Source organism: Streptomyces sp. NPDC087422 (assembly GCF_044744145.1).
Taxonomy (GTDB): Bacteria; Actinomycetota; Actinomycetes; order Streptomycetales; family Streptomycetaceae; genus Actinacidiphila.
The window spans coordinates 530,954-553,610 of record NZ_JBIUXT010000001.1 but is presented as its reverse complement, the minus strand read 5'-3'; the positions used below and the strand labels follow the sequence as shown (position 1 = coordinate 553,610).

General features: G+C 72.2%; 16 protein-coding genes. 11 read left to right on the top strand and 5 right to left on the bottom strand.

Annotation, left to right across the window (positions count from 1 at the left end):
- The first annotated feature begins 74 nt into the window (after positions 1 to 74).
- Complete coding sequence (locus ACIO6U_RS02360) at positions 75 to 1,577, top strand: hypothetical protein (RefSeq protein WP_401714923.1); 1,503 nt, start codon at positions 75 to 77, stop codon at positions 1,575 to 1,577.
- Between the two features lie 51 nt (positions 1,578 to 1,628).
- Here ACIO6U_RS02360 and ACIO6U_RS02355 read toward each other — a convergent pair whose 3' ends face one another.
- Entirely contained in the window at positions 1,629 to 2,549 is a 921-nt protein-coding gene (locus tag ACIO6U_RS02355) for an aminoglycoside phosphotransferase family protein (RefSeq protein WP_401714921.1), read from the bottom strand.
- Positions 2,550 to 3,026: 477 nt separating this feature from the next.
- Here ACIO6U_RS02355 and ACIO6U_RS02350 point away from each other — a divergent pair, with 477 nt between their 5' ends.
- The 8 genes from ACIO6U_RS02350 (at position 3,027) to ACIO6U_RS02315 (ending at position 17,321) form a co-directional block, all read left to right on the top strand.
- Positions 3,027 to 4,085 (top strand): LacI family DNA-binding transcriptional regulator, encoded by a 1,059-nt coding sequence (locus ACIO6U_RS02350; protein WP_355334624.1) that lies wholly within the window; start codon positions 3,027 to 3,029, stop codon positions 4,083 to 4,085.
- Positions 4,086 to 4,299: 214 nt separating this feature from the next.
- Positions 4,300 to 5,976: a ribulokinase gene (gene araB, locus ACIO6U_RS02345; RefSeq protein ID WP_401714919.1), complete on the top strand. Its 1,677-nt coding sequence runs from the start codon at positions 4,300 to 4,302 to the stop codon at positions 5,974 to 5,976.
- Between the two features lie 75 nt (positions 5,977 to 6,051).
- Positions 6,052 to 6,909, top strand: a complete 858-nt coding sequence (locus ACIO6U_RS02340) for an L-ribulose-5-phosphate 4-epimerase (RefSeq protein WP_401714917.1) — start codon at positions 6,052 to 6,054, stop codon at positions 6,907 to 6,909.
- Positions 6,906 to 8,411, top strand: coding sequence for an L-arabinose isomerase (gene araA, locus ACIO6U_RS02335; RefSeq protein ID WP_355334615.1), 1,506 nt, complete (start codon positions 6,906 to 6,908; stop codon positions 8,409 to 8,411). Before ACIO6U_RS02340 ends, araA begins: the two co-directional genes overlap by 4 nt.
- A 398-nt stretch (positions 8,412 to 8,809) precedes the next feature.
- The gene (locus ACIO6U_RS02330) at positions 8,810 to 9,961 is read left to right on the top strand and encodes a substrate-binding domain-containing protein (protein ID WP_401714915.1); all 1,152 of its coding nucleotides are present in this window, start codon (positions 8,810 to 8,812) and stop codon (positions 9,959 to 9,961) included.
- Between the two features lie 149 nt (positions 9,962 to 10,110).
- Positions 10,111 to 11,733: a sugar ABC transporter ATP-binding protein gene (locus ACIO6U_RS02325; RefSeq protein WP_401714913.1), complete on the top strand. Its 1,623-nt coding sequence runs from the start codon at positions 10,111 to 10,113 to the stop codon at positions 11,731 to 11,733.
- 61 nt (positions 11,734 to 11,794) lie between these two features.
- Positions 11,795 to 12,811, top strand: a complete 1,017-nt coding sequence (locus ACIO6U_RS02320) for an ABC transporter permease (protein ID WP_401714911.1) — start codon at positions 11,795 to 11,797, stop codon at positions 12,809 to 12,811.
- 367 nt (positions 12,812 to 13,178) lie between these two features.
- Positions 13,179 to 17,321, top strand: a complete 4,143-nt coding sequence (locus tag ACIO6U_RS02315) for a beta-galactosidase (protein WP_401714909.1) — start codon at positions 13,179 to 13,181, stop codon at positions 17,319 to 17,321.
- Between the two features lie 160 nt (positions 17,322 to 17,481).
- Here ACIO6U_RS02315 and ACIO6U_RS02310 read toward each other — a convergent pair whose 3' ends face one another.
- Both ACIO6U_RS02310 and ACIO6U_RS02305 read right to left on the bottom strand, forming a co-directional pair.
- Positions 17,482 to 18,498 (bottom strand): acetylxylan esterase, encoded by a 1,017-nt coding sequence (locus ACIO6U_RS02310; RefSeq protein ID WP_401304106.1) that lies wholly within the window; start codon positions 18,496 to 18,498, stop codon positions 17,482 to 17,484.
- Between the two features lie 53 nt (positions 18,499 to 18,551).
- A complete protein-coding gene (locus tag ACIO6U_RS02305) occupies positions 18,552 to 19,391 on the bottom strand; it encodes a polysaccharide deacetylase family protein (protein WP_401714907.1) in 840 nt (279 codons plus the stop codon).
- A gap of 209 nt (positions 19,392 to 19,600) precedes the next feature.
- Here ACIO6U_RS02305 and ACIO6U_RS02300 point away from each other — a divergent pair, with 209 nt between their 5' ends.
- The gene (locus ACIO6U_RS02300) at positions 19,601 to 20,473 is read left to right on the top strand and encodes an SAM-dependent methyltransferase (protein WP_401714905.1); all 873 of its coding nucleotides are present in this window, start codon (positions 19,601 to 19,603) and stop codon (positions 20,471 to 20,473) included.
- Between the two features lie 18 nt (positions 20,474 to 20,491).
- Here the strand turns inward: ACIO6U_RS02300 and ACIO6U_RS02295 are convergent, their stop codons facing one another.
- Both ACIO6U_RS02295 and ACIO6U_RS02290 read right to left on the bottom strand, forming a co-directional pair.
- The gene (locus ACIO6U_RS02295) at positions 20,492 to 21,352 is read right to left on the bottom strand and encodes a PhzF family phenazine biosynthesis protein (protein WP_401714903.1); all 861 of its coding nucleotides are present in this window, start codon (positions 21,350 to 21,352) and stop codon (positions 20,492 to 20,494) included.
- Positions 21,353 to 21,419: 67 nt separating this feature from the next.
- Positions 21,420 to 22,175 (bottom strand): SDR family oxidoreductase, encoded by a 756-nt coding sequence (locus tag ACIO6U_RS02290; protein WP_401304099.1) that lies wholly within the window; start codon positions 22,173 to 22,175, stop codon positions 21,420 to 21,422.
- 90 nt (positions 22,176 to 22,265) lie between these two features.
- Here ACIO6U_RS02290 and ACIO6U_RS02285 point away from each other — a divergent pair, with 90 nt between their 5' ends.
- Positions 22,266 to 22,595, top strand: coding sequence for a 4a-hydroxytetrahydrobiopterin dehydratase (locus ACIO6U_RS02285; protein ID WP_401714901.1), 330 nt, complete (start codon positions 22,266 to 22,268; stop codon positions 22,593 to 22,595).
- The last annotated feature ends 62 nt before the right edge of the window (positions 22,596 to 22,657 follow it).

Sequence of the window (22,657 nt, the reverse complement as noted above, 5' to 3'; positions counted from 1 at the left end):
AGGGGACCGAGAGGGACCACCCGCCCCAGGCCGCACCGGACCCCGAGCCCCGGCACGTATCCGGACAGGACTGCGTGCCGAAGCCGCCGCCGGGGCCCCCGCCGGGTTATCTGCCGGGGCAGCGTCCGGGCCCCGTTGACTGGAACGAGGACGGCGGCGCGGGCCAGGCCATCGCCGGAGCCGTCAGGGGCGCGGGCGACGGCGGGCGCTCGCACGACCCGCTGGCCGTCGCCCTCGCCAACGCCTCACTCCTCAGCGCCGGTTACCTGATCCTCGGCCGCCGGGGCCCGGTCCTCCGGCAGCGGGTGATCGCGCTCGCCGTCCTCCTGCCGATGCTGCTGGTCGCGGGGCTGCTGCGGCTCGACGCCTCGCGGACCGAGGGCAAGGTGGCCGCCGCGCGCCGGAGCGGCGACTGCGCCCAGGCGCTGAGCGCCCAGGACGGTCTCTGGTTCGGCCCCCGCGTGGCCGACGCGCCGCTGACCGCGAGCGGCGACCGTACGGTACGGGCCTGCCACCGGCTCGGCGCGGCGCAGCACGAGCTGACCACCGGACTGAGCGGTGACACCCACGCGTTGACGGCGGGCTTCGACGGCCTGGCCGCCGTACTCGCGGATCTGCCGGGCCACGAGAAGATGGTCGACACCGTGCTGAACGGCTTCCTCGGCCGACTGCCCACCAAGGTGCCTTGCGACACCGTCTCGGTCACCGACTGGCTCCGCCAACACAATTCCGTCCAGGGCGACTTGGGCCGGGCGGCGGCCGTCGTCCCGAAGACCGCGCCCGCCGCGCTCGTCGGCTGCGGTGACGACCTCATGGAGGCCAAGGAGTGGGCGAAGGCCCGCGACCGCTACCAGCAGCAGCTCGACCAGTACCCCGGCGACCGGCTCGCCGCCAAGGCCCGCAGCGGCGTCGAGCAGGCCACCTTGACCATCGAGCTGGACAACGTCCGTACGCTGCTGGGCACTTCGACCGACACCGAGCCCGACTACTGCTCGAAACCGGCGAAGTACAGCGCCGCCGCGCCCTACCGCAAGGGCACCAACCACGCGCTGTTCTACGGCGACGACGAGTTCACCCGCGAACTGCCCGGCTCCTGGTCGGCCGACGACGTCACCAAGGCGGTACTCGTGGTCTGCGTCGGCGACAAGGACTACGGCACGACGGTCACGACCTGCCCGTACGAGAACAAGCTGCTGCCCGACTTCGCCCGCGAGGTGAAATTCCGCAAGATCGCGATCCCGGTGAAGGTGTTCGAACTGCGCACCGGCAAGCTCGTGTCGAGCCGTACTGTGCAGATCGGCGGCGGGAGTTGCCCCGGCTCCCTGTCGTACACCACCTACGGCACCATCGACACCGGGCCGCCGTCCGAGGTGTACGTCACGCCGTCCACGTCCGACATCCGGTCCGCGTTCAGACCGCTGCGCTGTACGCGGACTGGTCGTGGAATCGCCCGCGAGTGCGTCGCGGTGCTGCGGATGGACGGCGGCCGCGATCCCGACGATCCCGAGGTGGCCGCGCTCCGCGGGTCCCGGCAGCCGGGCGGGCGGCGCGACGACGAACCGGCCGACCGGGCGTAGGCGTACCGGGGCTGGTCGATCGGTCTGGTCAGCCGGACTGGTCAACCGGGCCTAGACGTCGGCCAGTACGCGCACCAGGGCCGCGCGCCCGGCGACTCCCCAGGTGGGCTTTCCGCCGGGCAGGCCCTTCTCGGCCGCCTGTCCGACGCTGATGAGACCCAGCGTGGCCCGGACCGCGTAGCCGCGGGCGCGGCGGATCGTGGCCGGGTCCGTACGGCCGTAGGCGGCGAAGAAGCGGGGCGCCGCACCCGTGGGCAGGAGCAGCCAGGCGGCGGCGAGGTCGTTCGCCGCGTCGCCCGCGCACAGCTCGCCGAAGTCGATCACGCCCGCGAGGGTGCCGTCCGTGACGACGACGTTCGCGGGGTGGAGGTCGCCGTGCAGCCACGTCGGCGGGGCGGTGCTCTCGGGGGCGGCGACGGCGTCCGCCCAGACCCGCCGGGCGCCGTCGGCCAGGCGCGCGTCGAGGCCGCCTTCGGCGAGGGCGGCCACGCCCTGGTCGAACCCGTCGGCCAAGGACTTCAGCGGGACACCGCGGTCCGGGTTGGCCGGTGCGTCGGCGGGTGCCTCCCGGTGCAGCGCCGTGAGGAACCCCGCGAGCGCGTCGGCCGCGTGCTCGCCCCGGCCGATCGGCGTGAGGTCCGCCGGGCTCCCCGGCACCCACCTCGTGACGGCCCACGGCCGCGGGAAGCGCGCGGACGGCTCACCGTCGCGTACCGGCGTCGGAACCGGCAGCGGCAGGCGCGGCGCCAGCAGCGGGAGCCACCGCCGCTCCTTCGCCAGCAGCGCCGGTGCGCGCGGCGTACGCGGCAGCCGTACGGCCAACTCCTCGCCCAACCGCCACAGTTGGTTGTCCCAACCGCCGTCCACCGGACGCAGCTCCAGCTCCGCCAGGTCCGGGTGCTGCTCCCGCACCAGCCACCGTACGACCTCCGCGTCGGCCGTCACGTGCCCGTGCCCGTCCACTTCCACCACGCGCCGTCCCGCCCCTTGCCGTGAGGTTCCCTCTGTGACCGTATCCCCACAGACGCGCCGTCCGCGCCGCCCGCCCCCTCCGGCGGGTGGTGAGGCGCGGGAGCGTTCCCCGCGCCCCTGAAAAGGTCGGCTCGCCGTCCGGACGAGAGACGGTGCCCCGTCAGGGGCGCGGGGAACTGCGCGGGTAACCCATCCCCGGTCGGTGGTCCGGAGGCAACCGGTTTGCCCCGCTGGGGCGGGTGGTGAGGTGTGGGAGCGCTTCGGCTGAGCGCGCAGTTCCCCGCGCCCCTGAAGAGCAGTCCCTGCGCCAGCGCGGCGCGCCTTCCCCGTGCCCCTCAGGGGCCCAAGCCCTTGGGAGGGTCGCCCCCGCCGGGGGGCCTGGTAAAGGGCCGTCTTCCTCCGCCAAGCGCGAGCGTACGGCCTTGACGGATGGGACTGTGAGCGCTAACACTTAGCAGCATCACGGAACGGAGAGCCATGTCTCGCACCGCGGACCCGGCAGCGCCCCGCAGGGCCCCCACCATGGCGGATGTCGCCCAGGTGGCGGGCGTCTCGCATCAGACGGTGTCGCGGGTGCTGAGCGATCACCCGAATGTGCGGGACACCACGCGCGCGGAGGTGCTGCGGGCGATCGAGGCGCTGGGGTACCGGCGCAACTCGTCGGCGCGGGCGCTGGTGACGCGGCGGACGCTGACGCTGGGGGTGGTGGCGTGCAATCCGACGCTGTTCGGCCCGGCGAGCACGCTGTTCGGGCTGGAGGAAGCGGCGCGGGACGAGGGCTACATGGTCTCCGCGGTGACCCTGCGGCGGCACACCCCGAAGGCGCTCGCGGACGCGATCGACCACCTCAGCGACTGGGGGGTGGAGGGCATCGTGGTGATAGTGCCGGAACGGGAGGCCGTCGCCGCACTGGCCGAGCTGAAGCTGCCGTTTCCCGTCGTCACGGTGGAGGGCGGGCACGGCCTGCCGATCCCCGGCGTCTCGGTGGACCAGGAGCTGGGCGCGCGGCTGGTCACGGGCCATCTGCTGGCCGGCGGCCACCGCACGGTCTGGCATGTCGCGGGCCCGCAGAACTGGCTGGAGGCCGAGGCCCGCGTGCAGGGCTGGCGCGCCACGCTGGAGGAGGCAGGCGTCGAGGTGCCGCCGCCACTGGTGGGGGACTGGACGCCGCTGTCGGGCTACCGCGCGGGACAGGAGCTGGCGGGCCGGGTCTCGGCGGGCTCCGGGCGCCGCGGTTCGCCCGAGGTGTCGGCCGTCTTCGTGGCCAACGACCAGATGGCGCTGGGGGTGTTGCGGGCCTTCCGTGAGGCCGGTCTCTCGGTGCCGGGCCAGGTCGCCATCGCGGGCTTCGACGACATCCCTGAAGCCGAGTTCTTCGCGCCGCCGCTGACCACCGTCCGGCAGGACTTCACCGCGGTTGGCCAGGCCAGTATCCGGCTGCTGGTCGACCAGTTGGAGTCCGGCACCACCCGCGGCGGCGAACGCGTCGTCATCGAACCGCGCCTGATCGTCCGCAGCAGCAGCAACCCGTCCTGAGGGCGGCGGTCCGTACGGGCGGCGCACGGCACCGCGGCACGGATCGCAGCACGCGTCGCCACAGGTCCGGCCACCGGACCGGCACCGAGTCCGGCCGCACATCTCGCAGCACGTCCCGCAGGACAGAACAGGACCGCACCGCCGCAGAGTTCACACCGCAGGGCAATCGGTACGCGACCGGCTGCCGGAGCCCCCGGCGCATGGGGAGACACGCATGATGACCGATCCTCCCGCCGTCACCGTCGGCATCGATTTCGGCACGCTGTCCGGGCGCGCCCTGGTCGTGGCGGTCGACGACGGCAAGGAGCTGGGCAGCGCCGTTCACGAGTACACCCATGGGGTGGTGGACGGCGCGCTGCCGAACGGCCGTGAGCTGCCGCCCGATTGGGCGTTGCAGATTCCGCAGGACTGGCGGGACGTGCTGCGCTTCGCCGTGCCGCGCGCGCTGGAGGCCGCCGGGGTGCGGGCGGAGCAGGTCGTGGGGGTGGCGACGGACTTCACCGCCTGTACGGTGCTGCCCGCGACGGCGGACGGCACGCCGCTGTGCGAGCTGCCGGACATGGCCGAACGCCCGCACGCCTACCCGAAGTTGTGGCGGCACCACGCGGCCCAGCCGGAGGCGGAGCTGATCGTGCGCCGCGCCGGGGAGTCCGGGCAGCCGTGGCTCGGCCGCTACGGCGGGCGGATCTCCAGCGAGTGGCAGTACGCCAAGGCGTTGCAGGTGCTGCGCGAGGACCCGGAGGTCTACGCGGCGGCCGACCGGTGGATCGAGGCGGCCGACTGGATCGTCTGGCAGTTGACCGGGGCCGAGAACCGCAATCCGTGCACGGCCGGTTACAAGGGCATCCACCAGGACGGCGGGTATCCGGACGCCGCGTTCCTGGCCTCCCTGCACCCGGACTTCGCCGGCTTCACGGCGAAGCTGGACCACCCGCTGTCCCAACTGGGCACCGCCGCCGGGGGGTTGAGTGCTTCGGCCGCCGCGCTGACCGGGCTGCGCGCGGGCACGGTCGTGGCGGTCGGAAACGTCGACGCGCATGTCACCAGCGCCGCCGCGCGGGCCCTGGACCCCGGCCATCTGCTGGCGATCATGGGGACCTCGACCTGCCACATCATGAACTCCGACGTGCTCGCCGAAGTGCCGGGCATGTGCGGGGTGGTCCGCGACGGCGTGGTCCCCGGCCTGTGGGGCTACGAGGCGGGCCAGAGCGGGGTGGGGGACATCTTCGCCTGGGCGGTGCGGACCGCGACACCGCAGCCGTACGCGCTGGAGGCGCGGCAGCGCGGCATCAGCCCGCACGAGCTGCTGACGGAGAAGGCCGCCGCCCAACCGGTCGGCGGGCACGGGCTGTTGGCGCTCGACTGGCACAGCGGCAACCGCTCCGTGCTGGTGGACCACCACCTGTCGGGGCTCTTGGTGGGGCTGACGCTGGACACCCGCCCCGAGGACATCTACCGGGCGCTGGTCGAGGCGACGGCCTTCGGTACGCGGACCATCGTGGAGGCGTTCGAGGGCGCGGGGGTGCCGGTCACCGACTTCACGGCGGCGGGCGGCCTGCTGAAGAACACCTTCCTCATGCAGACCTACAGCGATGTGCTGAACCGGCCGGTCAACGTGCTGTCCTCGGAGCAGGGCCCGGCGCTGGGCGCCGCGATCCACGCGGCCGTCGCGGCGGGGGCCCACCCCGACATCCGCGCCGCCTCGGCCGTGATGGGCCGCCTGCGTCGCAACGCCTATCTGCCCGACCCCGCGCGCGCCGCCGCCTACGACGACCTCTACGCCGAATACCGCGCCCTGCACGACCACTTCGGCCGGGGCGGCAGCGATGTCATGCACCGCCTGCGGGCGCTCCGAGGGCGGGCGCAGGCGGACACCCCGGCTCAGCCGTAGGGCGGCGTCTCGTGGCACCGCTCTTTGTTAGCGCTCACCCAGAATGTTAACGCTCACTCCCTGCCGAGGTCCCGTATGAGCAGTCACCCCTTTCCGCCCCCTGCCGCAGAGGCCGTCGTACGTCTGCGGCAGCAGGTCAGCGACCTGCATCAGGAGCTGGTCCGCTACCGGCTGGTCGTCTGGACGGCGGGCAATGTCTCGGCGCGCGTGCCGGGGCACGGCCTGTTCGTGATCAAGCCGAGCGGTGTGGACTACGACCGGCTGACACCGGACGCGATGATCGTGTGCGACCTCGAAGGGCGGGTGGTGGAAGGCGACTTGTCGCCGTCCTCGGACACCGCCGCGCACGCCTACGTCTACCGGCATCTGCCGGAGGTCGGCGGGGTGGTGCACACCCACTCGACGTACGCGTGCGCGTGGGCGGCGCGCGGCGAGCCGGTGCCGTGCGTACTGACCGCGATGGCCGACGAGTTCGGGGCCGAGATCCCGGTCGGGCCGTTCGCGCTGATCGGTGACGACTCGATCGGCAGGGGCATCGTGGAGACGCTGGCCGGGCACCGCTCGCCGGCGGTGCTGATGAAGAGCCACGGGGTGTTCACCATCGGCAAGGACGCCCGCGCGGCCGTGAAAGCGGCGGTGATGTGCGAGGACGTGGCCCGTACCGTGCACATTTCCCGGCAGTTGGGCGATCCGCTGCCCCTCACCCGCGCCGACATCGACCGGCTCCACGACCGCTACCAGAACGTCTACGGGCAGCAGGCGGCGGCCGATCGCGCTGATGCCGCCGATAGCGCCGATTCCGGCGGCCCCGCCGGGCCGCCCCCCGCCGGCCAGGAGCCGCAGGCCGTCGTGCGCGACGGTCCGGCCGCCCCCGTTGACACCGCCGATCCCGCGGATACCGCCGCCCCCGCCGACCGAGGAGCCCTGGCATGACACCGTCCGACGAGCGCGAGGTCTGGTTCCTCACCGGCAGCCAGGGCCTGTACGGCGAGCAGACGCTGCGGCAGGTCGCCGAGCAGTCGCGCGCCATCTCCGACCGGCTCGCCGCCACCCCCGGCGGCCCGGTGCGGATCGTGTGGAAGCCGGTGCTCACCGACGCCTCCGGCATCACCGGCACGGTCGTCGACGCCAACTCCAGCCGGGCGTGCGTGGGTCTGATCGCGTGGATGCACACCTTCTCGCCCGCGAAGATGTGGATTGCGGGCCTCGACCTGCTGCGCAAGCCGCTGCTGCATCTGCACACCCAGGCCAATGTCGAACTGCCGTGGTCCACCATCGACATGGACTTCATGAACCTCAATCAGGCCGCCCACGGCGACCGCGAGTTCGGCTATCTTCAGGCCCGGCTCGGCATCGCCCGCAAGACGGTCGCGGGCCATGTCTCCGATCCCGCCGTCGTGGCCCGCGTCCACACCTGGATGCGCGCCGCCCTCGGACACGACGCGCTGCGCCGTCTGAAGGTGGCCCGCTTCGGCGACAACATGCGCGACGTCGCCGTCACCGAGGGCGACAAGGTGGAGGCGCAGTTGCGGTTCGGCGTCTCGGTGAACACCTACGGCGTCAACGACCTGGTGGCCGTCGTGGACGAGGTGGACGACGCGGCCGTCTCGGAGGTGGTCAAGGAGTACGCGAGCGCCTACCGGCTGGCGGGCGAGCTGGCGGCGGGCGGCGAGCGCCACGACGCGCTGCGGTACGCGGCCCGGATCGAACTGGGTCTGCGCGCCTTCCTCACCGAGGGCGGCTTCTCCGCTTTCACGACCAACTTCGAGGATCTGGGCGGCCTTCGACAACTTCCGGGCCTCGCGGTGCAGCGGCTGATGGGCGACGGGTACGGCTTCGGCGGCGAGGGCGACTGGAAGACGTCGATGCTGCTGCGCACGGTGAAGGTCATGGGGGCCGGTCTGCCGGGCGGCACCTCCTTCATGGAGGACTACACCTACGATCTGACGCCGGGCGGTGAAGTGATCCTGGGCGCGCACATGTTGGAGGTCTGCCCGACGATCGCGGCGCACCGGCCCTCGTGCGAGATCCACCCGCTGGGGATCGGCGGCCGGGAGGACCCGGTACGGCTCGTCTTCGACGCCCGGCCGGGGCCCGCGGTCGTCGTGGGACTGGCCGACATGGGCGACCGCTTCCGGCTGGTCGCCAACGAGATCGAGGTCGTCGCGCCCGCGGAGCCGCTGCCCCGACTGCCCGTGGCCCGCGCGGTGTGGCGGCCCGCGCCCGATCTGCGGACCTCCACCGAAGCCTGGCTGACCGCGGGCGGCCCGCACCACACCGTGCTCTCCAGCGCCGTCGGCGCCGAGGAACTGGCCGACCTGGCCGACATGCTCCGCACCGAACTCCTCCTCATCGACCACGACACCCAACTGCGCCGCTTCACCCAGGAGATCCGTTGGAATCAGGCGTATTACCGGCTGGCGGGCGGCCTCTGACCCACCGTCGGAGCTGCCCTCGCCCCCGCACCCGCCCCGCGCCGTACGGCCGACCGCGTCCGCGGGCGCGGCCCTGTCCGCGCGCCCCGCCGCGGGGGAGCCGCACCGCGACGGCCACCGCGCCGGAGGCGGGTTTTTCTCTGTGCAACGTCTTGACGACCGATCAGTGAGCGCTAACACTCATAGGCGACAGCTGACGGCGCGCCTGGCGATCGGGTCAGTGGGTCCGGCCTGTTCAGCGGCGCGCTCAGCAGCCGGAACACCCGTTGGTGCCGTAAGAGATCGGCGAGTTACCGCGAGGAGAGAGCAGATGTCCCGCTCTGCGTGATTCTGTTCCTCACTAATTGTTAGCGCTCACAAAACTGGCTGAGAGGCCACTGCCCGAACAGGATGCAGCCATGCGCGACGCCCGAAAGGCCCTTGCCCGGCACGGACGATGGGGAGCCGCAGCGGTGACGCTGGCGGTGGCCCTGTCCGCGACGGCGTGCAGTAAGAGCGGTGCCGGTGACTCGTCCGCGGCGGACGCGGCGAGCGGCGGGAGCCCCGCGGCGGTGACGATCAAGGGCGACATCGCGTTCAACGACGCGAATCTCGCGAAGCTGGACGCGGCTCTGAAGGCCGCGCTGGCCGGGAAGGACCTGTCGAAGCTGCACGAGGCCATGGTGGTCAACGTGGCGGTCGACTACTGGAACGCGGGCAAGTCCGGCTTCACCAAGGGCCTGGCCGACCTCGGTGTGAAGGGCGTCTACCAGGCGCCCGCCAACGGCCGTCTGGACCAGCAGCTTTCCCTCATCCAGACATTGCGCGGCCAGGGCATCACGGGCTTGAGCGTGTCGGCGATCGACCCGACGGCGATCAAGGCGCCGATCGCGTCCGCGAAGAGCGCCGGGATACCGGTGCTGGCGATCGACTCCCCGCTGCCGCCGGAGGACGGCGCCGACCTGTATCTGGGCACGCCCAACTACCAGGCGGGCCAGAAGGCCGGTGAGGCCATGAAGCAGGCGCTCGGCGGCAAGGGCCAGGTCGTCGTCCTCGTCGGCTCGCTGACCACGTCGAACGCGGTGGAGCGGATCCAGGGCTTCGAGGACGCGCTCAAGGGCACCGGCATCAAGGTCGCGCAGAAGCTCAGCGACGGCATGGACGCGGCGAAGGCGCTCACCAACGCGCAGACCGCGATCCAGACCAACCCGAACATCAACGGCCTGTACGGCGTCTACTCCTATGACGGACCGTCAGCCGGGCAGGCGGTGCAGGCCGCGGGGAAGTCGGGCCGGGTGAAGATCATCTCGGACGACAGCGACCCGCAGACGCTGAAGTTCATCAAGTCCGGTGTCATCCAGGCCACCGTCCTCCAACAGCCCTACCAGCAGGGCTACACCGGCGCCTATCTGCTGGCCGCGTTCAAGGTGCTCGGCAAGGAGGTCACCCTCCGGATCGTCAAGCCGTATCTGGAGTCGGACGGCACCACTCTCAGTTCGGGCGTCGGCCTGGTCACCCAGGCGAACCTGGCCGCGTACCAAACCAAGCTGACCGACCTGGGCATCGGCTGATGGCTTCGGGTCCGGCCCCGTACGAGGCTCCACGGTCCCCGGCCCCGGCTCAGACCCCGGCCCCGGCCCCGGTCTCGGCCCCGGCTCAGACCCCGGCCTCCGCCCCGGACGGGGCCCCGGCCCCCGAGGTCGCCGTCCGGCTGCGGTCGGTGAGCAAGTCGTACGGGCCGGTGAAGGTGCTCGACATCCCGAGCCTGGACCTGGCCCGTGGACAGATCGTCGCGGTGGTGGGGGAGAACGGCGCGGGCAAGTCCACCTTGATGGGCGTGCTGTCCGGCACCGTCACCCCCACCACCGGCAGCATCGAGATCGCCGGTACGCCGCTCCACGCCGGACGGCCCGACCACTCCAAGGAGTTGGGCGTCGCCCTGGTGGCCCAGGAATTCCCGCTCGTCGGGCAGTTGAGCGTGGCGGAGAACCTGCTGCTGGGCCGCCGTCCCGCGCGGGCGGCGTCCCGCACCCTGGGCCGGGTCGTCTACGACCGCGCCGGTACGAGGGCGGAGGCGCGCGCATTGCTCGCCGAAGTCGGCGTCAGCGGGGTGGACGTGGACCGGCCGGTGGAGCGATTCCCGGTCCCCGTACGGCAGATGATCGAGATCGCCAAGGCGTGGGGCCACCATCCGCTGGTGCTGATCCTGGACGAACCCACCTCCTCGCTCGGCCCGGTCGAGGCCGAGCGCGTCCTCGGCCTGGCCCGTACGCACGCGGCGGCCGGCGGGGCGGTGCTGTTCATCGGCCACCGCCTGGACGAGGTCCAGGCCGTCGCGGACCGGGTGATCGTGCTGCGCAGCGGCCGGATGGTGGCCGATCTGGCCCCGGCGGAGGCGAGCGAGGAGCGGATGATCCGGGAGATGGTCGGCAGTGAGCTGGCCCGCGCCGACCTGGCCCCGCCGTCCTCCGTCGAGCGCACGACGACCCTGTCGGTACGCGGGCTGACCGCGGACGGCCTCGGGCCCGTCGACCTCGACGTGAGGGCGGGGGAGATCGTCGGCGTGGCCGGGCTCATGGGCTCGGGGCGCAGCCGCCTGCTGCACACGCTGATGGGCGCGCAGCCGCGTACCGGTGGCACGGTCGTCTTCGACGGCGCCGACTTCCGCCCGCGCCACCCCGCCGACGCGGTGGAGGCGGGGATCGGACTGGTGCCCGAGGACCGCAAGGTCCAGTCGCTGCTCCCGGCGCACTCGGTGCGCTGGAACGTCACGCTGGCCACGCTGCGCCGGATCAGCGCGCGTGGAGTCCTGCGGCCGAGGGCGGACAAGGCGCACGCGGCCCGGATCGTCCAGGACCTCGGGGTGCGGCTGCGCAGCCAGGAACAGCTCATCTCGGACCTGTCGGGCGGCAATCAGCAGAAGGTGGTGTTCGGGCGCTGGCTGGCGACCGAGCCCCGGCTGCTGCTCTTGGACGAGCCGACCCGCGGCGTGGACGTCGGGGCCAAGGCGGAGATCTACAGCCTCATCGACACCGCGGCGCAGGACGGCCTCGCGGTGCTGGTGGCCTCCTCGGAGCTGGAGGAACTGCTGTGGATCTGCCACCGGATCGTGGTGATGGCGCACGGCCGGGTGGTCGCCGACCTTCCCCGTGACCGGTTCGGCAAGGAAGCGATCATGACCGCCGCGGCCGGTACGCGGAACGGCGCGCCCGGCACGCGCGACGGGGACGGGGCCGGGGCGCGGGACGGAACCGGGGAACAGGCCGGGCAACAGGCCGGGGCGCTCGGGCCGCGGACCGGCGCCGACGCTGTCGCCGACCGTCAGGGCAAGGCACGCGCATGAACGACAACAGGCCCCTGCCGATGACCGCCGTCGGCGTCGGCACTCACGGGAAGGCGAGGCCATGACCACCAGCACCGCACCGATCGAGGCCACGGAGGACGCCGCGAGCGGCGGCCGTACGTCGCCGGTCCGCCGCCTGGCCGAGACGCCCGAGGTCGGCGTGGTCGCGGCCTGCGTCGTGGTCTTCGTCGCGCTCGCGCTGGACAAGTCGACGTTCGCCAGCGCCGTCAACCTCCAGGGCATGGGCTTCGACCTGTCCCAGTACGGGCTGATCGCGATCGGGGAGTCCCTGGTCATCCTGACCGGCGGCATCGACCTGTCGGTGGGCGCGCTGCTGGGCACCAGCGTCATCCTGATGTCCTGGTTCAACGTCCGCGCGGGACTGCCCGCGCCGCTCGCGATCCTGCTCACGCTGGCCGTCACCGGCACGGTCGGCCTCGTCCACGGCCTCGCCGTCACCCGGCTGAGAATGCCGCCCTTCGTCGTCACCCTGGTCACCTACACGGTCGCGCAGGGCGTCACGCTGGCCATCACCTCCGGCACCTCCATCACCGGCATCGACGGCACTTTCGGCGACCTGGGACAGACTTACGTGGCGCAGATCCCCCTCCCGCTGATCGTCTTCGCGGTCGTGGCCGTGACGGCGTGGTTCTTCCTGGAACGCACCTACACCGGCCGCCAGGTGTACGCGGTCGGCGGCAATCCCGAGGCGGCCCGGCTGGCGGGCATCCGCGGTGACCGCCGCATCGTCTCGATGTACGTGACCAGTTCGCTGCTGTCCGGCTTCGCCGGGATCTTCGTGCTCGGCCGGATGGGCGTGGGCTCGGCCAGCGGCGTCGGGGTCGGGTGGGAGCTGTCGGCCATCGCCGCGGCCGTCATCGGCGGGGTGAGCCTGGTCGGCGGACAGGGCCGGATCCTCGGCATCGTGGCGGGCACGATCCTGCTCGAACTGATCAACAACGGCCTGACGACGCTTCAGATCAACTCCAACTACACCAATATCGTGCTGGGTTGTGTGCTCGGGCTGGCCATCACCGCCGACCGGCTGCGGGCGAGAAGCGTGGCCCGCCGCGGCTGACCCGGCATCCAACCGACCGCTGACCGGCCACCGCCCCGCCGCCGCCCGCCCGTCGCCGGGCCACTGGCCGCCCGCCGCCACGCCGCTGACCGACCGCCGCCCGCCCGCCGGTCAGCCGCCGATCAGGGACTGTTCCGCCCCCGGACGCACGGCCGTCCGGGGGCCGCGCCGCGTGGCGCCGCCCTCCTTCGAATCCGGCTGAATCGTTTCGGCCCGAATGGTTGCGTTACCCATCGGAGACTGCGACACTTCCCGTCGCTATGCGACTCGTTCGCACATATATCAACAGGGAATCTGCTCTTTCCTGGCTGTTCATGAGCGACCGCTGAAGCTCGCGACCACTCCCGCACGTGACGTGGAGGTAGGAATGGCTGTTCATCGCACGTACCGATGGGTGCTGCGGCGCTGTCTGGCCCTGGGGGTCACCGCCGCGCTCATGGTCGGTCTCGGCGTCGGCGTGGGGGCCGCCGCCGAACCGCCGGGGCGGGCTCCGGACACGGCACACGCGGGCGCCCCGCACGCCACCCACTCGGTCACCTACGACGGCTATTCGTTCATGATCGACGGAAAGCGCACCTACCTGTGGGGCGGCGAGTTCCACTACTACCGGCTGCCGAGCCAGGATCTGTGGCTGGACGTGCTCCAGAAGATGAAGGCGGCCGGATTCAACGCCGTCTCCCTCTACTTCGACTGGGGCTACCACTCGCCCGCCCCGGGCGTCTACGACTTCACCGGCGTCCGCGACGTGGACAAGCTCCTCGACATGGCCGACGACCTCGGCATCTACGTGGTCGCCCGACCCGGCCCGTACATCAACGCCGAGGTGGACGGCGGCGGCTTCCCCGGCTGGCTCTCCACCAAGGCGGGGGACACCCGCACCGGCGACCCGGCGTATCTGAAGTACAGCGACGAGTGGCAGACGCAAATCGACCGGATCATCGCCCGGCACCAACTCACCGACGGCAAGGGCTCGGTGATCGAGTACCAGGTCGAGAACGAGTACTACAACGGCAGCGCGGCGGGCCGCGCCTACATGAAGCACCTGGAGGACAAGGCCACCGCGGACGGCATCAAGGTGCCGCTGGTCGGCAACAACAACGGCACCTTCAACTCCGGTGACGCCGAACTGGCCGTCGACGCGGCCGACTCCTACCCGCAGGGCTTCAACTGCTCTAACCCCACCCGGTGGAACGGCGTGCCTGACATCAGCTACGACCACGTCCCGGGCAAGCCGCTGGCCACCGCCGAGTTCCAGGGCGGCGCCTTCGACCCGTGGGGCGGCCCTGGCTACGACAAGTGCGCGCAGCTCATCAACGACCAGTTCGCGGACGTGTTCTACAAGCAGAACATCGCCGTCGGCGCCACCTCGCAGAGCTTCTACATGCTCTACGGCGGCACCAACTGGGGCTGGCTGGGCGAGCCGCAGAACTACACGTCGTACGACTACGGCGCCGCGATCCGCGAGAACCGGCAGCTCGACCCGAAGTACGACCAGGACAAGCTGATCGGCTACTTCACACAGGCGCTCGCGCCGCTCACCAAGACCGACGCGCTGCCCGCCACCCCGACCGACAACGCGAAGATCGTCGACACCGCGCGCCGCAACCCCGACACCGGCACGCAGTTCCACGTGCTGCGGCACTCCGACTCCACCGCGACGACCACCGACAGCGGGCACGTGACGATCGACCTCGGCGCGCACCCCGGCTACACGTACGACGACGTCGACCCGGCGCTCGCGTACACCGGCGCCTGGTCGCACGTCGGCGCGGAACAGAACTACACCGGCGGCGACTACCAGCACACCGAGTCGTTCTCCGACACCGCGGGCGACAGCGTCTCGGTCGGCTTCACCGGCACCGGCGTGAAGTGGGTCACCAACCTCGACGGCAACCACGGCATCGCGGACGTCTACCTCGACGGCGCCAAGGTCAAGACCGTCGACCTGTACGGCGCGACCAAGCAGAACCAGTACGTGGCCTACCGGGCGACCGGGCTCGCCGCCGGGGCGCACACCCTGAAGATCGTGGCCACCGGCACCAAGAACACCGCCGCGTCAGGGCAGTTCGTCACCATCGACGCGATCGACGTCGACAACGGCCAGGGCTCCACCGCCCCCGTCTACACCGTCCCGCAGCAGCCCGGCACGGCGCTGACCCTCAACGGCCGCCAGAGCAAGATCATCGTCGCGGACTACAGCCTCGGCGGTAACCAACTCCAGTACAGCACCTCGGAGATCATGACGAACGCCACCATCGGCGGCCGTGATGTCGCGGTGCTCTACGGCGACCACGGCTCCGACGGCGAGACCGTCCTGCGCTACGCGACCCGCCCGACGGTCACCGCCACCGGCGGCGCCGTCACCTCCGCCTGGGACCCGGCCACCGGCGACCTGCGGCTCAACTACGCCCACACCGGCCTGACCCGCGTGCGGATCAGCGGCGGCGCGCACCCGCTGCTCCTGCTGCTCGCCGACACCGACACCGCCAAGACCTTCTGGCGGCAGGACACCGCCGCAGGGCCCGTGCTGGTGCGCGGCACCCACCTGCTGCGCGGCGCGGTCTCGAACGGCTCGGCGCTCGCCCTGACCGGCGACGTCGCCACCGACGGCGCGATCGAGGTCTTCAGCACCGCCGACTCCGTGACGTGGAACGGCAAGAGCGTCCGTACCGCCACCACGGCCACCGGCAGCAGGACCGGCACCGTACCGACCGCGGCGGCCGTCAGCCTGCCCGCGCTGACCGGCTGGAAGCACATCCAGGAGTCGCCCGAGTCGGCCGCCGGCTTCGACGACTCGACCTGGCAGGTGGCCGACAAGACCACCTCGAACAGCCGCACCACGCCCGCCACCTTGCCGGTGCTGTTCGCCGACGACTACGGCTTCCACACCGGAAGCACCTGGTACCGCGGCCGGTTCACCGCCACGGGCAAGGAGACCGGCATCACGCTGTCCGCGCAGAGCGGCGGCGGCGCCGCGGCCTCCTCGGTCTGGCTCAACGGCACCTTCCTCGGCAGCGCGACCGCGGACGGCCAGAAGACGTACGCGTTCCCGGCCGGAGTGCTCAAGACGACCGGCGACAACGTCGTCTCGGTGCTCACCGTCAACATGGGCCACGAGGAGGACTACAACCCGCCCAACGGCAACAAGGCCGCCCGCGGTCTGACCGGCGCCTCACTGGCCGGCGCGCCGCTGGACACGATCACCTGGCGGCTCCAGGGCGTACGCGGCGGCGAGACCCCCGTCGACACCGTGCGCGGTCCGCTCAACTCCGGCGGCCTGTACGGCGAGCGTGCCGGATACCCGCTGCCCGGCCACCCCACCGACGGCTGGACGCCGGTCACCCTGCCGACCACCGACACCACGCCCGGCGTCTCCTGGTACACCACCGACGTCAACCTCGACCTCCCCAAGGGCCAGGACACCTCGCTCGGCCTCACCTTCACCGACGACCCGTCCCGCAAGTACCGCGTCGAGATCTACGTCAACGGCTGGAACATGGGCAACTACGTCAACTACGTGGGCCCGCAGCACAGTTTCCCGCTGCCCAACGGCGTCATCGACCCGCACGGCAGGAACACCGTCAGCCTCGCCGTGTGGAATCTCGACGGCACGACCGGCGGACTCGGCAAGGTCGCGCTGACCGACTACGGCAGCTACGCCTCCTCGCTGACCGTCGCCCGGAACCAGAGCCCCCGCTACGACAAGGCCCGTTACGCCATGCCGGGCGCCCCGGCCTCCGCGGTCTCCCTCCAGGTCCCCGGATCGGTGGGCGGCGGCGCGACGTTCACCGCGACCGCGACGGTCACCGTGCCCAAGGGCGGCCCGACCGCCACCAAGGTCACGGCGGCACTCGACGTACCGCCGGGGTGGAACGTGAGCCCGCGGTCCGCGCCCGCCGTCGTCGACCGGATACGCGGCGGCTCCTCGGCCGCCTTCACCTGGAAGGTCACCGCGCCGCAGAGCCCCGCCAAGGTCAACTCCCTGACGGTGAAGGCCCGTCTGACGCAGGGCCGGTCCACCACGGCCCCGCGTGACGTACGGATCGTCGGGGCGGTGCCCGCGCCGCCGCCGGCCGGGGACAACCAGGTCAGCGACCTGGAGTTCCTGTCCGCGACCAACGGCTGGGGACCGGTGGAACGCGACCAGAGCGTCGGCGACACCGCGTCCGGCGACGGCACCCCGCTGAAGCTGGGCGGCGTCACCTACGCCAAGGGCCTGGGCACCAACTCGCCCAGCGACGTGCAGATCTACCTCGACGGGCGCTGCACCAGGTTCACCGCCCTGGTCGGCGTCGACAACGGCGATCCGGGCACGGTCACCTTCTCCGTGACCCTCGACGGCAAGGCGCTCACCACCACGCCCGTGCTGAACGGCGGTTCGGCGCCGGTCGCGATCGACGTGCCGGTCACCGGCGGCCAGGTCATCGACCTGGGCGTCGGCGACGGAGGCGACGGCAACGGCAACGACCACGGGGACTGGGTCAATCCGACCCTGACCTGCACGGGCTGACCGCGGCCGACAGCGGCGACGACGAGCCCGCGCCACCGCGACCGCGGTGCGCGGGCTCGTCGTCGCGCTGCCTCTTCTCCGTGGAGCGGCTACTCCTCCAGCGGGCCGAGGTCCGGGGCGTCGCGCGGGTCGTCCTCCTGCGCGCAGTTGAGGCGAGGATTCACGGCCCCGACGGGGCGGGGCTCCCGTCCTCCGAGGCCGGGCGGCGGGGGGTGAGGTGGTTGGGGAGCCAGTCGAGGCGGGTGGCCTCTTGGTGAGGACCACCGCCCTCGTGACCGTTGAAGTCGTAGATCTCGATCTGCTTGTCGGCGTGCGCGTAGGCGTTGAAGGCGGCGAAGACGGTGGACGGCGGGCACGTCTGGTCTTCGAGCGCGGTGGAGAAGAGGGCGGGGGCGTTGGCGCGAGCCGCGAAGTGGACGCCGTCGAAGTAGGACAGCGTCCGGGTGACCCGGTCGACACTCGCGCGGTGGGTGTTGAGGTAGCGGCCCACCTCGCGGTACGGGTCGCGGTCGGTGAGCCGGATCGCGCGCGGGAAGTCGCACAGGAAGGGGACGTCGGGGGCGACGGCCGCCAGGTCCGGTACGAGGCCCGCGACGGCCAGCGTGATCCCGCCGCCCTGGCTGGTGCCGAGCGCGACCGTACGCGCGGCGTCGGTCAACGGGTGCGCGCGGCCCGCCTCGACGGCGCGCACCGCGTCGGTGAACACCCGGCGGTAGTAGAAGGATCGCGGGTCCTCGATGCCACGGGTCATGAAACCGGGGACGGCGGGCCCGCTGCCCGCCTCGTCGGGGGTGTCACCGACGGACCAACCGCTGCCCTGGCCACGGGTGTCCATCACCAGGTGCGCGAAACCGGCCGAGGCCCACAGCAGATGGGTGTGCGGCAGGCCGCGCCCACCGCCGTAGCCGACGAACTCGACCAGCAGCGGCAGGGGTTCGGCCGCGTGGGCGGGCGCCACGAACCAGCCCTTGACCGGCTGGCCGCCGAAGCCCGCGAAGGTGACGTCGTACACGTCGACCGTCGAGAGCCCGGTCCGTACCGGCTCGAACCGCGCCTCGAGCGGGTGCGCGCGGGCCTCCTCCAGGGTCTGCGACCAGAAGGCGTCGAAGTCGGCGGGCTCCGCGGACCGGCTGCGGTACGCGCGGAGTTCGTCGAGGGGCAGGTCGAACAGGGCCATCGGGTCCGCCTTCGTCAGTCAGGGCTTCGCTGTGAACGTCGTTCGGGGCGTGGCTACTTGTAGACCTTGCCGGGCTGCGGTGTGCCCGGCGCGAGGAGTTGGGAGACGGTGACGAAGGTGTAGCCGCGGGCCTGGAGCGTGGAGACGATCGGCGCGATCGAGGCGACCGTGCCGTTGTAGCCCTTGTTCGTCGGGTCGACCAGATCGTGCAGCAGGATGATGCCGTCCGGCTTGGTCTGCTGGAGGATGCGCTTGGCGATCAGCGCGGAGTCGGTGGTCCGGTAGTCCTGGCCGTTGGCGCTCCACACCACCTCCGCCATGCCCAGGTCCCGCGCGATGGCCGTCACCTTGCTGCTCGTACGACCCTGCGGCGGGCGCAGCAGCGTCGGCCGGACGCCGGTCACCTTCTGCACCGCGTCCCGCCCCTCGGTGATCTCCTTGCGGATCTCGGACGAGCTGATCTTGGTGAGGATCTGGTGGGACCAGGTCAGCGTCTCCACCTCGTCGCCCTGCGCCACCATGTCCCGCACCATCTGCGGGTGCTTCATCACGTGGTTCTTGCCGAGCGTGAAGAAGGTCGCGTGCACGTGGTACTTCCGCAGAATGCTCATGATCTGCGGCGCCCGCACGCTCGGCCCCGCGTCGAAGGTCAGCGCCACGCACTTCGCCTTCCGGCAGTCCACGGGCCCGTCCGCACCCTGCGCGAAGGCGGCCGTCGTGCCGTCCGCCGCCACATGCTTGCGCGCGGCCGACGGCGACGTGCTCTGGTACCCGTTGCACCCGGCCAGCCCGAGCCCCAGCGCCGCCGTGACCACGACCGCGGCCCCGAGCCGCACCCGCCGCCCGGCCTCGGCCCCGATTCCGGCCCTGCGTGCCCCGGTCGTGCTGCGCATGCGCGAGTTCCCCCTCGTCGTGACGGACGCCCGCTCGCGCGGACCGTCCAGCACTCTATCCACGCCGTATCCGCCCACCTCACGGCCCCCCGGCCAGGACAGCGCGGGCGGCCGGGGCGGCGGAGCAGGCCGGAGCAGGCCGGTGCAGGCCGCGGTGGCCGGGAATAATCGGGCGCGGCCGTCCCGGGGATCGGGTTAGCGTCCGGCGCGTGAGCAATGACGACGGACACCACGACGGACATGACGACGGGTACTTCGGCGAAGACGTGGCCGGGCGGTACGACGCGGACACGAGTGAGGAGTTCGATCCGGGCGTGGTGCGGCGGACGGTGGACTTCCTCGCGGACCAGGCCGGCGGCGGGCGGGCGCTGGAACTGGCCATCGGGACCGGCCGGATCGCGGTGCCGCTCGCCGAGCGCGGTGTGCCGGTGGCGGGCATCGACATGTCGCGCGCGATGGTGGCCCGGCTGCGGGCCAAGCCCGGCGGACGGGACATCCCCGTCACGATCGGGGACATCGCGACGACGACGGCGGAAGGGTACGCGGCGGGGACCGCGGACGGGAACGCGAGCACGGACGGGATCGCGGGCGGGAACGCGAGCACGGACGGGACCGCAGACGGGAACGGGAACGGTGACGGCGGCGGATACGCGCTGGCCTACCTGGTGTTCAACACCGTCATGAACCTCGCCACGCAGGAGTCACAGGTCGCCTGCTTCCGCAACGCGGCGGCGCACCTGCGCCCCGGCGGCCGGTTCGTCGTGGAGGTCATGGTCCCCGAGCTGCGGAAGATCCCGCACGGACAGAACGTCGTGCCGTTCCACACCGGCCCCGACGGCTGCTCGTACACCGTCTACGACACGGTCACGCAGGACGCGACCTGCCACTACGTGACGGTCACCGAGGACGGCAGGGGACAGGTCACCTCGACGCCGTTCCGCTACGTCTGGCCCGCCGAGCTGGACCTGATGGCCCAACTGGCGGGCATGCGGCTGCGGGAGCGGTGGGCGGGCTGGTCGCGCGAGCCGTTCACGCAGGACAGCACCCGGCACGTCTCGGTATGGGAGAAGGAAGCGGTCTGACCCGCCGGGACGGTGGCCTTACGCCGGGATCGGGACGGCCGTGCCCGTGACCTGGATGTACGGGGTCGCGGACGGCGGGACGGTGACCGTGAGGGTGGCCGGGCGGCCGAGGTCGTGGCCCTGGTGAAGGGTGAGGGTGGCCGGCGGGGCGACCAGGCCGAGGTCGCGCAGGTACGCGCCCAGGGCCAGCGCGGCGGCGCCGGTCGCCGGGTCCTCGACCACACCGCCGACCGGGAACGGGTCGCGGACGTGGAAGACCGACGGGCTCTCGCGCCACAGGAGTTGGACGGTGGTCAGGTCCACGGCGGTCATCAGCGCGGCGAGCCGGTCGAAGTCGTAGGCGAGGTCGGCCAGCCGCTCGCGGGTGGCCGCGGCCAGCACCAGATGGCGGGCGCCCGCGTACGCGACCCGGGGCGGGAAGGCCGGGTCGAGGTCCGCGGCGGGCCAGTCGAGGGCGGCCAGCGCCTCGGCGAGGGCGTCGGGCGCGATGTCCTCGACGTACGGCTCGACGCTGGTCATCGTCGCCAGCGGCGTACCGTCCGGGCCGGTCGAGACGGTGACCGGGACGTCGCCCGCCCGGGTGCGGAACAGCAGGTCGCCCGCGCCGAGTCGGTCCGCCACCGCCACGGCGGTGGCGAGGGTGGCGTGGCCGCAGAAGGAGACCTCCGCCTTCGGGCTGAAGTACCGCACGGTCAGCGTGCGGCCGTCCGTCGCCGTGACGAAGGCGGTCTCGGAGTAGCCGACGTCGGCGGCGACGGCCAGCATGCCGGGGGCGTCGAGCGCCGAGGCGTCGAGGACGACCCCGGCGGGGTTGCCGCCTTCGGGGTCGTCGGAGAAGGCCGTGTAGCGCAGGATGTCGGGCCCCGAGGGTGTCGTCATGACCGCTCCAACCCGGCGCCGTCCCGCGCGTATTCCCGTGGCTGTCGCCGCCGGGCGCGGCGCGCCCTCAGCCGCGTCCGATGAACGGCATCGTCGTCGCCGTCACCGTCGCGAACTGCACGTTGGCCTCCAGCGGCAGCTCGGCCATGTGCCGCACCGTACGGGCCACGTCGGCGACGTCCATCACCGGCTCGACGGCCGTGGTGCCGTTCGCCTGGAGAATCCCGGTCCGCATCCGGGCCGTCATCTCGGTCGCCGCGTTGCCGATGTCGATCTGCCCGCAGGCGATGCGGTACGGGCGGCCGTCCAGCGACAGCGACTTCGTCAGGCCGGTCATGGCGTGCTTGGTCGCGGTGTACGCGATGCTGTGCGGGCGCGGGACGTGGGCCGAGACGGAGCCGTTGTTGATGATCCGGCCGCCGGACGGGTCCTGGTCCTTCATCCGCCGGAACGCCGCCTGCGCGCACAGGAACGCGCCGTGCAGATTCACGTCCACGACGGCGCGCCACTCGTCGTACGACAGGTCCTCGACCGGGACCGGCGGGCCGAACATTCCGGCGTTGTTGAACAGCAGGTCCAGGCGGCCGGGGGCGGTGTCCCGCGCGAACAGTCGCTCCACGTCCTCCGGACGGGTGACGTCGGTCGGTACGGTCAGAGTGCGTCCGGGGCCGGCCGCCGCCAGCTCCGCCGTCTCGGCCAGCGCCTTTTCGCGGCGGCCCGCCAGCAGTACCGTCCAGCCGGCCGCCGCCAGTTCCACCGCGACGGACCGGCCGATGCCCGAACCCGCACCCGTGACGACCGCGACTCGCTCGTTCTCGCTCATGGCACCGCAGGTTATGCGCTGGGCGGTGCGAGGATGAATTCGCCCGCCCGCCCGCCCACCCGCCCGCCCCTTTTCCGTGGAGGCCCCCGGATGCCCTACGCCGAACCGCTCTCGTCCGACCAGGTGGCCGCGCGGCTCGCCGGGCTTCCCGGCTGGGAGGTGCTGCCCGGTGGTGACGGGGCCGACGCCGCCGCCTCGCTCCGGCGGGTCTACCGGTTGGCGCACCTTCCCGCCGCGATCTTCGCGCTGCACATCGCGGGGATCCAAGCCGAGCTCGACCATCACTCGGAACTCACCCTCGGCTACGACACCTTGACGGTGGCCCTCACCACCCACGCCGCCGGTGGGCGCCTCACCGCCAAGGACTTCGACCTCGCCGCCCGCATCGAGGCCATCGCCCCGGCCCACTCCGCCGCCTGAGCCGCGGCGCTCCCGCGGGTCACCACCCGCCCCGGCGGGGCAGTCCGGTGGTCTCCGGACCA

What these genes read in the sequence shown, in the direction of transcription:
- ACIO6U_RS02350 (WP_355334624.1), top strand. Translation starts at nt 3,027, where the DNA reads ATGTCTCGCACCGCGGACCCGGCAGCGCCCCGCAGGGCCCCCACCATG.
- araB (WP_401714919.1), top strand. Translation starts at nt 4,300, where the DNA reads ATGATGACCGATCCTCCCGCCGTCACCGTCGGCATCGATTTCGGCACG.
- ACIO6U_RS02340 (WP_401714917.1), top strand. Translation starts at nt 6,052, where the DNA reads ATGAGCAGTCACCCCTTTCCGCCCCCTGCCGCAGAGGCCGTCGTACGT.
- araA (WP_355334615.1), top strand. Translation starts at nt 6,906, where the DNA reads ATGACACCGTCCGACGAGCGCGAGGTCTGGTTCCTCACCGGCAGCCAG.
- ACIO6U_RS02330 (WP_401714915.1), top strand. Translation starts at nt 8,810, where the DNA reads ATGCGCGACGCCCGAAAGGCCCTTGCCCGGCACGGACGATGGGGAGCC.
- ACIO6U_RS02320 (WP_401714911.1), top strand. Translation starts at nt 11,795, where the DNA reads ATGACCACCAGCACCGCACCGATCGAGGCCACGGAGGACGCCGCGAGC.
- ACIO6U_RS02315 (WP_401714909.1), top strand. Translation starts at nt 13,179, where the DNA reads ATGGCTGTTCATCGCACGTACCGATGGGTGCTGCGGCGCTGTCTGGCC.
- ACIO6U_RS02310 (WP_401304106.1), bottom strand. Translation starts at nt 18,498, where the DNA reads ATGGCCCTGTTCGACCTGCCCCTCGACGAACTCCGCGCGTACCGCAGC.
- ACIO6U_RS02305 (WP_401714907.1), bottom strand. Translation starts at nt 19,391, where the DNA reads ATGCGCAGCACGACCGGGGCACGCAGGGCCGGAATCGGGGCCGAGGCC.
- ACIO6U_RS02295 (WP_401714903.1), bottom strand. Translation starts at nt 21,352, where the DNA reads ATGACGACACCCTCGGGGCCCGACATCCTGCGCTACACGGCCTTCTCC.
- ACIO6U_RS02290 (WP_401304099.1), bottom strand. Translation starts at nt 22,175, where the DNA reads ATGAGCGAGAACGAGCGAGTCGCGGTCGTCACGGGTGCGGGTTCGGGC.
- ACIO6U_RS02285 (WP_401714901.1), top strand. Translation starts at nt 22,266, where the DNA reads ATGCCCTACGCCGAACCGCTCTCGTCCGACCAGGTGGCCGCGCGGCTC.